Origin of the sequence: Streptomyces sp. NPDC102360 (assembly GCF_044766085.1) — a bacterium.
Classification (GTDB): Bacteria; Actinomycetota; Actinomycetes; order Streptomycetales; family Streptomycetaceae; genus Streptomyces.
Map to the genome: position 1 here is coordinate 277561 of NZ_JBIWLG010000005.1, position 13689 is coordinate 291249.

The 13689-nt window shown below is 70.2% G+C and carries 14 protein-coding genes; all 14 read right to left on the minus strand.

Features of this window, described 5'->3' with window-relative positions; translation table 11 throughout:
* Positions 1 to 40 precede the first annotated feature (40 nt).
* On the minus strand, positions 41 to 1564 hold the full coding sequence (locus ACIRHA_RS22180; RefSeq protein WP_403848300.1) for a cytochrome P450: 1524 nt from the start codon (positions 1562 to 1564) through the stop codon (positions 41 to 43).
* 75 nt (positions 1565 to 1639) lie between these two features.
* Positions 1640 to 2287, minus strand: coding sequence for a GTP-binding protein (locus ACIRHA_RS22185; RefSeq protein ID WP_403848303.1), 648 nt, complete (start codon positions 2285 to 2287; stop codon positions 1640 to 1642).
* Positions 2268 to 2675, minus strand: a complete 408-nt coding sequence (locus ACIRHA_RS22190) for a DUF742 domain-containing protein (RefSeq protein WP_403848306.1) — start codon at positions 2673 to 2675, stop codon at positions 2268 to 2270. The genes ACIRHA_RS22185 and ACIRHA_RS22190 overlap by 20 nt, the downstream gene beginning before the upstream one ends.
* A complete protein-coding gene (locus ACIRHA_RS22195; protein WP_266721521.1) occupies positions 2672 to 3079 on the minus strand; it encodes a roadblock/LC7 domain-containing protein in 408 nt (135 codons plus the stop codon). The genes ACIRHA_RS22190 and ACIRHA_RS22195 overlap by 4 nt, the downstream gene beginning before the upstream one ends.
* Positions 3076 to 4794: an ATP-binding protein gene (locus tag ACIRHA_RS22200; RefSeq protein ID WP_403848309.1), complete on the minus strand. Its 1719-nt coding sequence runs from the start codon at positions 4792 to 4794 to the stop codon at positions 3076 to 3078. The genes ACIRHA_RS22195 and ACIRHA_RS22200 overlap by 4 nt, the downstream gene beginning before the upstream one ends.
* Before the next feature lie 356 nt (positions 4795 to 5150).
* Positions 5151 to 7961 (minus strand): DEAD/DEAH box helicase, encoded by a 2811-nt coding sequence (locus tag ACIRHA_RS22205; RefSeq protein ID WP_403848312.1) that lies wholly within the window; start codon positions 7959 to 7961, stop codon positions 5151 to 5153.
* 150 nt (positions 7962 to 8111) lie between these two features.
* Positions 8112 to 9002, minus strand: a complete 891-nt coding sequence (locus tag ACIRHA_RS22210; RefSeq protein WP_403848315.1) for a diacylglycerol kinase — start codon at positions 9000 to 9002, stop codon at positions 8112 to 8114.
* 42 nt (positions 9003 to 9044) lie between these two features.
* Positions 9045 to 10019, minus strand: a complete 975-nt coding sequence (gene tatC / locus ACIRHA_RS22215; RefSeq protein ID WP_403848318.1) for a twin-arginine translocase subunit TatC — start codon at positions 10017 to 10019, stop codon at positions 9045 to 9047.
* Positions 10020 to 10070: 51 nt separating this feature from the next.
* A complete protein-coding gene (tatA, locus tag ACIRHA_RS22220) occupies positions 10071 to 10364 on the minus strand; it encodes a Sec-independent protein translocase subunit TatA (protein WP_403848321.1) in 294 nt (97 codons plus the stop codon).
* A gap of 257 nt (positions 10365 to 10621) precedes the next feature.
* Positions 10622 to 10819, minus strand: coding sequence for a hypothetical protein (locus ACIRHA_RS22225; protein ID WP_403848323.1), 198 nt, complete (start codon positions 10817 to 10819; stop codon positions 10622 to 10624).
* Between the two features lie 9 nt (positions 10820 to 10828).
* Positions 10829 to 11110 carry a hypothetical protein gene (locus ACIRHA_RS22230; protein WP_403848326.1) on the minus strand — a complete coding sequence of 94 codons (282 nt, stop codon included), beginning with the start codon at positions 11108 to 11110 and terminating at the stop codon, positions 10829 to 10831.
* Between the two features lie 82 nt (positions 11111 to 11192).
* Positions 11193 to 12149, minus strand: a complete 957-nt coding sequence (locus tag ACIRHA_RS22235) for a helix-turn-helix transcriptional regulator (RefSeq protein ID WP_403848328.1) — start codon at positions 12147 to 12149, stop codon at positions 11193 to 11195.
* Positions 12150 to 12167: 18 nt separating this feature from the next.
* Positions 12168 to 13121, minus strand: coding sequence for a helix-turn-helix transcriptional regulator (locus ACIRHA_RS22240; RefSeq protein ID WP_403848330.1), 954 nt, complete (start codon positions 13119 to 13121; stop codon positions 12168 to 12170).
* Between the two features lie 129 nt (positions 13122 to 13250).
* Positions 13251 to 13625 (minus strand): FKBP-type peptidyl-prolyl cis-trans isomerase, encoded by a 375-nt coding sequence (locus ACIRHA_RS22245; protein ID WP_389279417.1) that lies wholly within the window; start codon positions 13623 to 13625, stop codon positions 13251 to 13253.
* Positions 13626 to 13689 lie beyond the last annotated feature (64 nt).

Genomic DNA, 13689 nt, shown 5'->3' on the forward strand with positions numbered 1-13689 from the left:
CGGTGAGGAAACCGATGACGAAACCGGTGACGAAACCGGCTCACTCGCCGCGCCACCAGCGCAGGAAGCGCTGCCACAGGCCGAGTTCGGCCGACCCCTGCGAGTTCGGATGCACGTACGGGCGCGGCGGCCGCACGGCCGGATCGGGGGCCACCGGCGCGGCGGGCGCGGCCGGGGGCATCGTGGCCTGCGGCGGCGTGGTCGACAGGTCCGACGGGTCCGACGTGATCTTCCACTCCGGCCGCTGCGACGGCAGCTGGCCGGGCTGGGACTTCACGTCCTGCGGCGGACGCGGCGTGAAGTCCACCGGCAGCTCCACCAGGTGCCGCCCCATGATCGTCGAGGTCCACCTCAACTCGGTCTCGGACACCTCGAGTTCGGCGTCGGGCAGGCGCATCAGAAACGCGTCGACCCCGATCTCCGCCACCGCACGCCCGATGTCCTGCCCAGGGCACTCGTGCGGGCCGCCGCCGAACGCGAGGTGCGAGCGGTTGCCCATCATGTGGGCGCCGGGTTCGGGCCGCACCCTCGGGTCCGCGTTGCCCGGCTGGATGCCGAAGATCAGGCCGTCCCCCGCGCGGATGCGCTGTCCGCCCAGTTCCGTGTCCGCCTTGGCGAAGTAGCCGACGTTGGCGCTGAACGGCGGCTCGTCCCACAGCGACTGCTCGACCGCCTCCGGCACGGTCATCTGCCCGCCGTTGAGCCGCGCGCGGAACCGTGGGTCGGTGAGCACCACACGCAGTACGTTCGCGATGAGGTTGGCCGAGCCCTCGTATGTGGCGATGAGGATGAGCCGCAGAGTCTGCGCGACCTCGTCGTCGGTGAGCGCGGAGGGTGAGGTGATCAGGGTGCTGGTGAAGTCGTCCTCGAGCGGCGCGGCGCGGCGCCGCACGGCGAGATCCATCAGGATGCCCATCAGGTACTCGTTGCACGCGATGGCCGACTCGCCGCCCTTGAGCAGGTCGCGGGTGGCCTGCACGATGCGCTCGCTGTAGGCCTCGGGGGCGCCGAGCATCTCCAGCATCACCATCATCGGGAGGTGCTCGGCGAACTCGCTGACGACCTCGCAGGTGCCGCGCTCGGAGAACCGGTTGATGATCTCCTGCGTGGCCCTGTTGATGGAGCGGCGCAGCTCACGGTGTTCGACGGTCTCGACGGCGGCGGTGACCGGGCTGCGCAGCCGCAGATGCTCGGCGCCCTCCTCCATCGCGCACATGGGCTGCCAGGTGAAGACCGGGGCGAGCGGGTGTGTGGGCCCCGCGGTGCCGTCCTTGACGGCGCTCCAGTTCCGCGAGTCCCGGTTGAACAGGGACGTGGTGCTCACCATCTGGAGGTTCTCGGTGTGCCCGAGCACCGCCCACATGGGGACGTCCTCATGGATGAGCGCCGGGGCCACCGGGCCGTACTCGGCGCGGAGTTTCTCGTAGACGCCGGCGATGTCCGCGTCCGCCTCGGGCCCGTAGAGGCGGCGCAGACCGTCGGGGCCGAGGGCGTGGGCGGGGCAGCCCGGCGGCGGGGCGTCGAAGGCGGTGGGCGACTGTGGAGGCTGGGAGGGAGACGTCACGGGAATGCTCCGGTCGGTGTGGTTCGACGGCAGAAGAAGCGAACTACGTGAAGTGGTAGGGCTGTTGACTGAGTCTCAGGCGCGGTGCAGTGCCATCTCGTGCAGATACCGCATCAGCGTGAGCAGCACCTCGCGGCTGGACGCCCTGCGGCGCACGTCGCAGTCGACGATGGGGACGTGCGGGTCCAGGTCGAGGGCCGAGCGCAGCTCTTCGCTGGGATAGCGCGGCCCGTCGGGGAAGGTGTTGTTCGCGATCACGAACGGCACTCCGCGCTCCTCGAGCCGCCCGATCACGTCGAAGCTGACTTCGAGGCGGCGGGTGTCCGCGAGCACGACGGCGCCGAGCGCGCCCTCGAACAGGCCGTTCCACAGGAACCAGAACCGCTCCTGCCCCGGCGTGCCGAAGAGGTACAGGACGAGTTCCTCGGTGATGCCGATCCGGCCGAAGTCCATGGCCACGGTCGTGGCGGTCTTGGTCTCCGAGCCGTAGTTGTCGTCGACGCCGATACCCGCCTGCGTCATGGTCTCTTCGGTGGTGAGCGGCCGGATCTCGCTGACCGAGCCGACCATGGTGGTCTTGCCGACGCCGAAGCCGCCCACGATGACGATCTTTACGGCCGACGTGACGGTGTCGGGCAGTCGTTCCTCGGCCCGGGGCCCCGGAATGTTCAGACTCATCGCGGTATCGGTCCCGGCCGTGCTGTCAGAGCTTCTGTAGTCCATGCATCACCGCTTCGAGAAGGGAACGGTCCGCGACCGCGCCGCGGATCACCGGCGCACGTGCCTGCACCAGTTCGGCCGCGAGGAGTTCACCGAGCAGCACGGTGACCACGCTGAACGGCAGAGCAAGGTAGGCCGAGATCTCGGCCGTCGACAGGGGCGTCCTGCACAGGCGGATGACGGCGGCCTGCTCGGGCGGCGACGCCGGTGGCGGATCGCCGCGCGCCACGATCAGGGTCACCAGGTCGAGCGGCGCGCGATCGCTTCCGTCGGTGCCACCCGTGATGACGTAGAGACGCTCGGGGTCGGGTTTTCCGTCGCCCTGCTGCGCCCGGCGCTCGCGCTTGGGCGGCGGTTCCCTGAAGGGGGGTTCGGGGGGACGGTGCGTCATACGGTCTGGCCGTTGCGCCGTGGCGGACTCGTCAGATGGGCGCCGATCCGGATGACGAGGTCGCGCATCTGGTGGCTGACGAGGCCCGCGTCGACGAACTGGTCGGCGAGCACGGCGAGATACGCGCCCTTGCCCGCGGCCATCAGATAGAAGAAGCCGCCGTCGACCTCGATGATGACCATGTTCATCTTGCCGCTGCTCTCCGGGATCTCCGTGGCGACGGCGGAGGCCAGGGACTGAAGTCCCGCGCAGGCGGCGGCGATTCGGTCGGCGGCGTCGGGGTCACCGCCGTAGCGGGCGATGCGCAGCCCGTCCGAGGAGAGCACGACCACCTGCTTCACATTGGGCACGCACTCGGCGAGCTCCTTGAGCATCCAGTCGAAATTGGCCCGTTGCTGGATCACTGGTGGTCTCCCTCGTCGACCTGCTGGTTGTACGCGTCGCCATGCGGCTTGGCCGAGCCTTCCGGGTCCTCGGCGGTGTGCCCCACCGCTTCGGCCGCCTCGGCCGGGCCCCCCTCGGGCCGCAGTCCGCTCATGAACGCCTCGACCCACAGGCCGGGTTCGGGCTGCTCGGCCCCGTCGTGCCGGTCCGCCTCCCCTGGTGGGGCGGAGGCCGGTGCCGGAGTCCCGTACGCCGCCGGGGCGGGCTCCGCCGCGGGCGGTGGCGTCGAGAGGTCCGGGTTGCGGGGCGTCACGATGATCTGGTCCTCGATGACCTTCGTGTCGTACTTCCTGCGCCGCTGCGGCAGGCCGTTGGCCCGCCATTCCGTGACCACGGGAACGTCGTCCTCCATCGCGGCGACGAGTGGGGCGGAGGGGCGCGGGCCCGTGACGGGGCGCGGTGCCGTGGTGGGGCGCGGTCCCGTGGTCGGGCGGCGCGTCTTCTTCAGCCGCGGCTCCTCCTTGACCGGTACGCCCTTGTGGTCGACGCGGGGCACGGCGGAAGCGCCGATGCCGTGGGCGAGGCCCGGGGCGTGCTGGGTGCTCATCATGTCGCGCGGAACGACGAGCACCGCGCGCACGCCGCCGTACGCGGACTGGCGCAGCGAGATCTGCATGTCGTACATCGCGCACAGCCGGCCCACGATCGCGAGGCCGAGCCGCGGGCTCTCGCCGAGGTCGTTGAGGTCGTAGCCGGACTTGGCCTTCTCCAGCATTCCCTCGGTCTTACGGCGCTGCTCCTCGCTGAGGCTGACGCCGCCGTCCTCGATCTCGATGGCGACGCCCGTCTGCACCTCGACCGCGGTGACGTGCACCCGGGTCGTCGGCGGCGAGTAGCGGGTCGCGTTGTCGAGGAGTTCGGCGCAGGCGTGGATGACGGGCTCGACGGAGACGCCCCTGATGGCCACGTCGCAGATGGCGTGCAGGTCGATGCGCGGGTACTCGAGGATGCGCGACATGGCGCCGCGCAGCACGCTGTAGAGCTTGACGGGCTTGGGCCACTGACGCCCGGGGCGGGCGCCGCCGAGGACGGTGACGGAGTCGGCGAGGCGGCCGATCAGGGCCGTGCCGTGGTCGACGCGCAGCAGGTCGTCGAAGACCTCGGGGTTGCGGCCGTGGTCCTCCTCCATCTCGCGGAGTTCCTCGGCCTGCTTGTGCACGATGGCCTGGACGCGCCGGGCGACGGAGACGAAGGCGCGCTGTGCGGCGTCCCGCTGTGTGATCTCCCTGTCGATCTGCTTGAGCGCCATGCCCATCAACTCGCGCTCGCCGGGCGTGACATCACGGAAGGCGGGCTCGGAGTCGCAGGTGTTGCGGACGGCGTCGTACGGCCGGTCGCCGGCGCCCATCCGGTACAGGGCGTGTGGGAAGACCTCCTTGGCCACCCGCATCGTGCGCTGCTCCTGGGCGGCTATATGGGCTTCCAACTCGGCGACGTGCTGCGCGTATTGGGCGCGCTGTGCCCTGTTGACGCGGCCGCGGCGGACGGTCTCGGCGGAGACGGCGAGCACAAGGAGCACGCCGAGCGCGCCGCACAGGGCGACGGCCGGCCGGGCGGGCTGCGTGACCAGGGCGGCGGCTGCTCCGGTGGCGGCCGCCAAGACCATGGCGGGCAGCAACAGCACGCGCAGATAGGGGACTTCTCGGCCACCGGGAGGCGATTGAACACTCACCATGTATGCCCTCTGAACGGTCGGGTCTGGGAACGTCGGAGATTCAGGATGGTTCGTCACGCTTCAGACGCGCCGCATCGTGGAACTTCGGCGCATAGGGGAACAAGCGGCCGAATCCATCTCAACTCGGTGCGCTGCGAGCGAGCTTAGTCCGGCGGGATCATCGCCGGGTCATATTCAGTAAGGCCCTGAAATCCGCCCCACGACAGGAATACACTCGCTCCATTTACACGCTCGGTCGCGAATCGCACACGTGGAGCAATGGCGTCCGCGCGCGCGAACGGAGCCGAACGCAGCGGCGGGCCCACCCGGGATCCGGGTGGGCCCGCCGACGTACGCCCTGCTTCCGCTCCGGGCTTCTACCCCACCGAGGAGTAGGCGACGACTCCCCTGCGCACGGCGTCCACGGCCTTGCGCGCGTTGCGCCCCACCGTGGAGCCCTCCGTGGGCGCGGCCGCCGCGATCTGCCCCAGCACGTCGATGACCTGCTTGCACCAGCGCACGAAGTCACCGGCCGGCATCTCGGCCTCCCGCAGCACCTCGTCGAGCCCCTTGCCGGACGCCCACTGGTAGGCGATCCAGGCGAAGCCGAGATCGGGCTCGCGCTGGCCCACGCCCTCCGCCTGGTTGATCCGGAACTCCTCCTCCAGGGCGTCGAGCCGGCCCCAGATCCGCACCATCTCGCCGAGCGCCGCCTTGGCCTTGCCGGCGGGCAGCTTGGGCGCGAGCGCGTCGTCCGCGACCCGCGCCTCGAACACCAACGCCGAGACGCACGCCGCGAGTTCGGCCGGGTTCAGGTCCTCCCAGACGCCGTCCCGCAGGCACTCGCTGGCGAGCAGGTCCAGCTCACCGTAGAGGCGGGCGAGCCGCTTGCCGTGCTCGGTCACCTCGTCGCCGCGCAGATAGTCCATTTCGGTGAGCAGCTTGACGATGCGGTCGAAGGTCCGCGCGATCGTGTTGGTGCGCCCCTCGATCCGCCGCTCCAGCTGCCCGGTGTCCCGCTTGAGCCGGTAGTAGCGCTCGGCCCACCGCGCGTGGTCCTCGCGGTCGGAGCAGCCGTGGCACGGATGGGCCCGCAACTCGGCCCGCAGCCGCGTGATCTCCCGGTCGTCCGCGGCCTGCGAGCGGCCCTTCTTCTTGTGCCGGTCCGGCACGATGTGGCCGGCCTTGGTGCGCAGCGCGGAGGCGAGGTCACGCCGGGACTGCGGTGAGCGCGGGTTGAACGACTTCGGGATGCGCATCCGCTCCAGCGCCTCCACGGGCACCGGGAAGTCGATCGAGGCGAGCCGCTTGACCTGGCGCTCGGCGGTCAGCACCAGCGGTCTCGGACCGTCGTGGTGCTCGAAGCCGCGATGCCCGTTGGACCGGCCGGCCGGAATGCCCGGGTCGAGCACGAGCGCGAGGCCCGCGAACTTCCCCGTCGGCACATGGATGACGTCACCGGGCTTCAGCTTCTCCAGCGCGGCCGCCGCCTGGGCGCGCCGCTGCGCGGCCCCCTGCTTGGCCAACTCGGTCTCGCGGTCCTTGAGTTCGCGCCGCAGCCGGGCGTACTCATCGAAGTCGCCGAGGTGGCAGGTCATGGACTCCTTGTAGCCCTCGAGCCCCTCCTCGTTCTTCTGCACCTGCCGGGAGATGCCCACGACCGAGCGGTCCGCCTGGAACTGGGCGAAGGAGGTCTCCAGGAGCTCCCTCGACCGGTGGCGGCCGAACTGGTCGACCAGGTTCACCGCCATGTTGTACGACGGCCGGAAGCTCGACTTGAGCGGGTACGTGCGCGTACCCGCGAGCCCCGCCAGGTACTCGGGGCTGAAGCCGCGCTGCCACAGCACCACGGCGTGGCCCTCGACATCGATGCCACGCCGCCCGGCGCGGCCCGTGAGCTGCGTGTACTCGCCGGGCGTGATGTCCGCGTGCTGCTCGCCGTTCCACTTGACGAGCTTCTCCAACACCACCGACCTGGCAGGCATGTTGATACCGAGTGCCAGGGTCTCCGTCGCGAACACGGCCTTCACCAGGCCGCGTACGAACAGCTCCTCGACGACCTCCTTGAACGTCGGCAGCATGCCCGCGTGGTGTGCGGCGATGCCGCGCTCCAGGCCTTCGAGCCACTCGAAGTAACCGAGGACGTGCAGGTCCTCGTCGGGAATCGCCGCCGTGCGCTCCTCGACTATCGAGCGGACCTCGGCCCGCGCGTCCTCGTCGTTGAGCCTCAGGCCCGCGTACAGGCACTGCTGGACGGCGGCCTCGCAGGCGGCGCGGCTGAAGATGAACGTGATGGCGGGCAGCAGGCCCTCGGAGTCGAGCCGCTCGATGACCTCGGGGCGGCCCGGCGTCCAGATCCGGGAGCGCTGCCTGCGCTCCCGCTCCCTGTCGGCCTCGCGCATGTGCCGGCCGCGTCTGCGGTCCTGGTACGAGGGGCGGCTGGCCTCCATGCGCGCCATCCGCGTCAGGTCGGGGTTGACCGCCTTCTTGCTGCCCTCGCCCTCCTCGAAGAGGTCGTACATCCGGCGCCCGGCGAGCACGTGCTGGAACAGCGGTACGGGCCGATGCTCGGAGACGATCACCTCGGTGTCGCCGCGCACCGTGTCCAGCCAGTCGCCGAACTCCTCCGCGTTCGACACCGTCGCCGACAGAGAGACCAGTGTCACGGACTCCTGGAGGTGAATGATCACCTCTTCCCAGACGGCGCCGCGGAAGCGGTCGGAGAGGTAGTGCACCTCGTCCATGACGACGTAGCCGAGCCCGAGGAGCGACTGCGAGCCCGCGTACAGCATGTTGCGCAGCACTTCGGTGGTCATCACGACCACGGGCGCGTCACTGTTCACACTGTTGTCGCCCGTGAGCAGGCCGACCTTGTCCGCGCCGTAGCGCTTCGAGAGGTCCTGGTACTTCTGGTTCGACAGGGCCTTGATGGGTGTCGTGTAGAAACACTTCTTGCCCTGCTGAAGGGCAAGGTGTACGGCGAATTCGCCGACGATCGTCTTGCCGGAGCCGGTGGGCGCCGCGACCAGGACGCCCTTGCCCGCCTCCAGCGCCTGGCACGCCTCGATCTGGAAGGGGTCGAGGCCGAAGTCGTACATCTCGCGGAAGGTCGCGAGTGCGGTGGCCTGCTCGGCGGCCCGCTTACGGGCTGCCGCATACCGCTCGGCCGGAGAGAGGTCCTCTGTCATCGTGCTTTCCAGCCTACCGACGACCACTGACATCGGACGATCATTATCCGGCAAGGGCCCTTCTGACGGATCAGCCGGACGCGGGAGGCCGCATCGTCCGGCCCCGCGACTCCGGCAAGATCCGTCAGAAGGGCCCTTGGCCTTGCCGTCTCAGCCGGTGAGGATCCGGACCGCCCCCGGCACGCACTCCGCGACCAGCGGCAACGCGCCGACCGGCTCCCCGTCCGCGTAGCCCGTGATGCCCCCGGCGGCCAGCTCGACACGCGCGGCCCGGTACACGCTCACCGCGGGGTGGTCGAGGTGGGTCCCCTTGTAGACGCGCGGGAACACCTTCAGCAGGGTCGTGCGGGAGCAGTCCCCGACCACGGTCACGTCGAAAAGACCGTCGGCCATGTCGGCCTCCGCGCAGATCCGCATGCCACCGCCGTACGAGCTGCCGTTGCCGACGGCGATCAGGGTCGCGGGGACCTCGCGTACGGAGCCGTCGTCGAGCGTCAGCTTGAAGGGCACCGCCTTGAAGGTGGCCAGTTCCAGTGCGATCGCCAGGTCGTACTTGAAGCGGCCGAGCGGCAGCCGCATCCGGTTGCCGCGGTCGTTGACGCGGGAGTCGAAGCCGGAGGCGAGCACGGTGCCGAACCAGTGGTCGCCGATCCGGCCGAGGTCGACCTCGCGGCTCCGCGAGCCCTTCAGCGCGTCGGCGACGAGCCGGCCGGCCGTGGCCGGGTCACGTATCGGAAGGCCGAGGGCGCGGGCGAAGTCGTTGCCGGTGCCTACGGCGACGATCCCGAGCGGTGTGTCGGTCCCGGCGACCGCCTGCAGTGCGAGGTTCACGAGGCCGTCCCCGCCGACGGCCACCAGCGCCCCGGTCCCCTCCGCCACCGCCGCACGCGCGCGTGCGAGGGCGTCGTCGGCGTCCGTTCCGACGACGGTGCGCACCTGGAAACCGGCTGCCCGCAAAGCGGAGGCGGCCGGCTGCGCAGCTTGTGCGCCCCGGCCGCGTCCCGCGGTGGGATTGACGAAGAGGGTGATCTCACGGCTCACGGGCGGACACTAACAAGTACCCCGCCCCGAACTGGAGTTACCTCAGGTCACATCGTCGTAACCGTTGACCCGGTCCGGCCGTGTCGCCGTGTCCGCCCGCTCGGAGGACGCCTGCTCCGGGAGCGCCCGGCTCGCCGGGACGGGCTCGATCTCGCCGATGTCCTCGGGCGTCAGGTCGAGCTCGGACGCCTCGTCGTCATCGGGTCCGTCGGCCTCGCTCAGCCGCCTGCGCCGGTCGTTGAGCAGCGAGAAGGTCACCGCTCCGAAGTAGAGGATCCAGATGGGACCCGCGAGCATCAGCATGGTCAGCGGGTCGGTGCTCGGCGTCGCCACGGCCGCGAACACCGTGATGCCCATGATCATCGCGCGCCACCAGCCGAGCATCCGCTTGCCGGTGATCGCCCCGATGAGGTTGAGGAAGATCAGCAGCAGGGGCAGCTCGAAGGAGAGTCCGAAGACGAGCACCATGCGCAGCACGAGGTCGAGCAGGTCGTCGAGCGGCAGCAGGTTCTGGGCGTTGCCCGGCGTGAAGTCGATGAGGACCTTCGCCGTCGTCGGCAGCACCCTGTAGGCGAAGTAGGCGCCGACCATGAAGAGCGGAGCGCCCGTGGCCACGAACGCGTACGCGTACTTCTTCTCGTGCCGGTGCAGACCCGGCGCGATGAAGCCCCAGAGCTGGTACAGCCAGACCGGCGAGGCCCCGACGACACCGACCATCAGCGACACCTTCAGCGCGAGGGTGAAGGGAGTCAGCAGACCGTTGAGGGTGATCTGGGCGCAGGGCTTGTCCGATGCGGTCTTCGCCAGCTCCGAGAACGACTGCGCGCAACCGACCGAGTCGAGGATCGGCTTGGTGATCACATTGATGATGTCGTTGTAGAAGAACGCGGCGACGATCGTGATCGCGACGATGCCCAGGAGCGCCTTCGCGAGCCGGTTGCGGAGCTCACGCAGGTGCTCCGCGAGCGGCATCCGCCCCTCGGGATCCTTCTCCTGTTTGCGGGCAGACTTGAGCAACCCACGTCCTCATCTCGTGCGGCAGGCCGCCATGGCAGGGGCGGCCTTCGATCAGCTCTTGGTCGTCTGGTTCGTCTGCTCGTTCACGGGACGCGAGCTGTCCACGTCGCCGGGGGCCGCCTGGATGGTGCGCGGCACCGCGGTGTCCTTGGCGTCCTGCGGCGGGTCGGAGGGAGCGGCCGCCTTGTCGCCGCCCTCGCCCTTCATGGCCTTGGCCTCGCTCTTGAGGATGCGGGCCGACTTGCCCAGCGAACGCGCCATGTCGGGAAGCTTCTTCGCGCCGAACAGCAGAATGACCACTACGAGGATCAGGATGATCTCGGGTGCACCGAGCCTTCCGAACATATCCGTTTACCTTCTCACTGAGGCGGCAGGGGCGGGGCTGCCGGTACCGATCGGACCTCGGACTGTTGTCCGACCACCGTGCTGGCAGCGATCGTATCCCGTGGGGGTAAACACGAGGCAATGCCCGTGCGTCCTCCCAATTGCGGACCGCGCCTCACTACCGGGCCGCCAAAGGGAGCGTACCCGCCGACCCCGACAACGGGACAGGCCGCGACGGTAAAGCGCTTTCCACACTCCGCCGGGGCGCCGACGGGCCGTCAGACCACGTCGCCGCCGGCCTTCGCGACACCCACCGCAGCCCGCTCGAGATCCTCGGCCGCGCGGTTGATCCGCTGCGTGGTGTCGGCCACTTGACTCCCGAGGCGCTGCGCCTCGATGAAGACCCGTACCGCGAGAACCGCCAGCACGGCGAGCCCCACGAAACCCACAGCAACCGCCAGCATCGCCCAGAACATGCGCCGAGCCTAGACGGTCTGGTGGAGGCGCAGCGTGCGCACCCCGCCACCGGTGAGGAGTTCGATGATGCGCTCACCGGCGGGCTTGCGCACCGAGGTCTCGCACTCGGGGCAGGTGAACGAGTAGAACGTGGTGCGACTGCTGCCCCCGATCGCCAACCGGATCGCGGTCGCGGCCAGTTCGAAGCGGGCGCGACAGTCGGGGCAGGCGGCCCTGAAGACGACGGGCGCGACGGTGGACGCCGTGGCGGGCAGTTCGGCGATGTCAGTGAATCCGGCCACACCTGTCATGTCACGCACCTCACACCATTTGTCCGTTGTGCACCGTACGTCGTGATACGTCGTCGGGGATCCGGGGGCGCGTCCAACTCCCTCACGCCGCCCCGTCGTACGCCACGAGCGCCTCGCGCGCCGCGTCCCGCGCGCTGGTCGCCAACTCGGCGGGCGCGACGATGTGCCCGTCCCGACCGAGCCGCAGCGCGAGCCTGCGCAGCGAGGACGGTTCCGGCGTGCGCAGCGTGATCCGCAGCCCGCCGTCCGGCAACTCCTCGGCGCTGTCGTGCGGGTAGTACTCGGCGACCCAGCGGCCACCGGGACCGACCTCGACGACCACCTCGGGGTCCTCGGCCGCGGGCTGCACAAGGCCCTCGGACAGATCCCGCAGTTCGACCTCCGGCGGCGCCGACGGCTCGTCCAGGACCTTGATCTCGGCGACCCGGTCGAGCCGGAACGTCCGCCGCGCCTCCGAACGACGACACCACGCCTCTACGTAGGTGTGGCCCACGCTCACGAGCCGGATCGGGTCGATCTCCCGCTCGGTGACCTCGTCACGGGCGGGCGAGTAGTAGCGGATCCACAGCCGGCGCCGCTCCGAGATCGCCCGGTCGACATCCGCGAAGACGCCGCCCTCCGACTCGAACGTGACGCTCAGGCGCGCGCTGGCGCCGGCCACCTCACCGGCCGCGGCCTCCAGCTTCGCGGTCGCCCGCAGCAGTGCGAGCCGGTCGCTCTCCCGCAGCCCCGGCAGCGTCGCCACCGCGCGGGCCGCGACGAGAAGCGCGGTCGCCTCGTCGGCGGCGATCCGCAGCGGCTCCGCGACATCGTCGGGGTTGTGCCACCAGATGCGGTCGCCGTCGGTGTCGATGTCCAGCAGATCGCCGCCGCGGAAGCTCGTCCCGCACAGCGGCAGCACATCCAGGTCGGAGATCAGCTCGTCCTCGGTGATGCCGAAGGCCCGCGCGACGTCCTCCACGCGCGCGCCGGGGCGCTCGCGCAGATACGTCACCAGGGACAACATCCGCCGGGTCTGGTCAATGGCGTTGGAAGCCATGCTTGTCCGTACTCCCCCTCAGCCCTTGGCCACGGCGCGCAGCCGGTCCACGACATCGGCCCGCAGCTCGGCGGGCTCCAGCACCACCACGTCAGGGCCGAACTCCACGAGCCAGGCGTCGAGCCCGTGCCCGTACGGGACCTCCACCTCGTCCCAGCCGTCGCCCAGCTCGCGCACGGAGGCGGCCTTGGCGCGCAGCGGGTAGCCGGCGCCCACCCGCAGCCTGATCAGCGCGGAACGGTCGGCGGTCTCCCCCGCCCAGCTCGCGACGGTCTCCCGCACGGTCACCACGTCCGGCACGGGCACCTTGAACTGAGCCGCGCGCGAACGCACCTTGCCGGTGATCCGGGACAGCCGGAAGACCCGCTCGGCCTGCCGGTCACGGTCCCAGCCCGCGAGGTACCAGTGGCCGCGCCAGCACTCCAGGGCCCACGGCTCGACGTGCCGCTGCTCGGGGCGGGCGGCCGTGGCCTTGCGGTAGTCGAAGACGACGGGGCGCCGGTCGCGGCAGGCCAGCATCAGCGGCTCGAAGGACGCCTCGTGCGCGGGGATACGGGGTTCGAGGGCGCCATGGCGCTCGTACGGGTCGACGTCCTCGGGCATCCCGGCCGCGCGCAGCTTCTGCAGAGCTCCGCTCGCCGCTCCCGCGAGGCGGGCCTGCTGCCACACCTTCGCGGCGAGGCCGAGGGCGGCGGCCTCCTCGGCGTCGAGTGTGACGGGCGGCAGGCGGTTGCTGTCACGGCCGGCCAGATAACCGACCTCGCCGTCCAGGTTCTCCACGGTCTCGATGACCAGGCCGAGTTCGCGCAGATCGTCCTTGTCGCGCTCGAACATCCGGTTGAAGGAATCGTCGCTGCCCGCTTCGAGGTAGGCCTCGATGGAGCCGCGCAGCTCGCGCTTGCTGAGCGGGCGCCGCGTCCCGAGCAGACACAGCGCCAGATTCATCAGCCGCTCGGCCTTGGCAATCGCCATCGACGCCCTTTCTGAAGATGACTCCCGACGGACGACCGTACCGCTCGGGGGTGTCCTGGCAAAAGCCGAAGGCCCATGCCAGGCGGCATGGGCCTTCGGTTGACCGCTCGCGGTCGGAGTGCGACTGACTCAGACACCCATCAGGTCACACACGAAGATCAGCGTCTCGCCGGGGGCGATGCGGCCGCCACCGGCGCCACGGTCGCCGTACGCGAGGTGCGCCGGGATGGTCAGCCGACGACGACCGCCGACCTTCATGCCCTGCACGCCCTTGTCCCAGCCCGCGATGACCTGACCGGCGCCGAGCTGGAACTCCAGCGGGTTGCCCCGGTTCCAGGAGGCGTCGAACTCCTCGCCGGTGGAGAAGGCCACACCCACGTAGTGGACCTTCACGAAGTCGCCGGCCTTGGCCTCGGCGCCGTCGCCCTCCCAGATCTCCTCGATCTGGAGGTCCGTCGGTGCGTCACCGATCGGGAAGTCGACCTCGGGCTTGTCGATGTTCACGTGAAGCGCTCCTGCTTGTTGACTGCTCTGCAACCGGGACAGTCTGCCATCTTGCCCGACGCGG

Coding starts and splice junctions, on each gene's coding strand:
- ACIRHA_RS22185 (WP_403848303.1), bottom strand. CDS start 2,287: ATGGACTACAGAAGCTCTGACAGCACGGCCGGGACCGATACCGCGATG.
- ACIRHA_RS22190 (WP_403848306.1), bottom strand. CDS start 2,675: ATGACGCACCGTCCCCCCGAACCCCCCTTCAGGGAACCGCCGCCCAAG.
- ACIRHA_RS22200 (WP_403848309.1), bottom strand. CDS start 4,794: ATGGTGAGTGTTCAATCGCCTCCCGGTGGCCGAGAAGTCCCCTATCTG.
- ACIRHA_RS22205 (WP_403848312.1), bottom strand. CDS start 7,961: ATGACAGAGGACCTCTCTCCGGCCGAGCGGTATGCGGCAGCCCGTAAG.
- tatA (WP_403848321.1), bottom strand. CDS start 10,364: ATGTTCGGAAGGCTCGGTGCACCCGAGATCATCCTGATCCTCGTAGTG.
- ACIRHA_RS22225 (WP_403848323.1), bottom strand. CDS start 10,819: ATGTTCTGGGCGATGCTGGCGGTTGCTGTGGGTTTCGTGGGGCTCGCC.
- ACIRHA_RS22230 (WP_403848326.1), bottom strand. CDS start 11,110: ATGACAGGTGTGGCCGGATTCACTGACATCGCCGAACTGCCCGCCACG.
- ACIRHA_RS22235 (WP_403848328.1), bottom strand. CDS start 12,149: ATGGCTTCCAACGCCATTGACCAGACCCGGCGGATGTTGTCCCTGGTG.
- ACIRHA_RS22240 (WP_403848330.1), bottom strand. CDS start 13,121: ATGGCGATTGCCAAGGCCGAGCGGCTGATGAATCTGGCGCTGTGTCTG.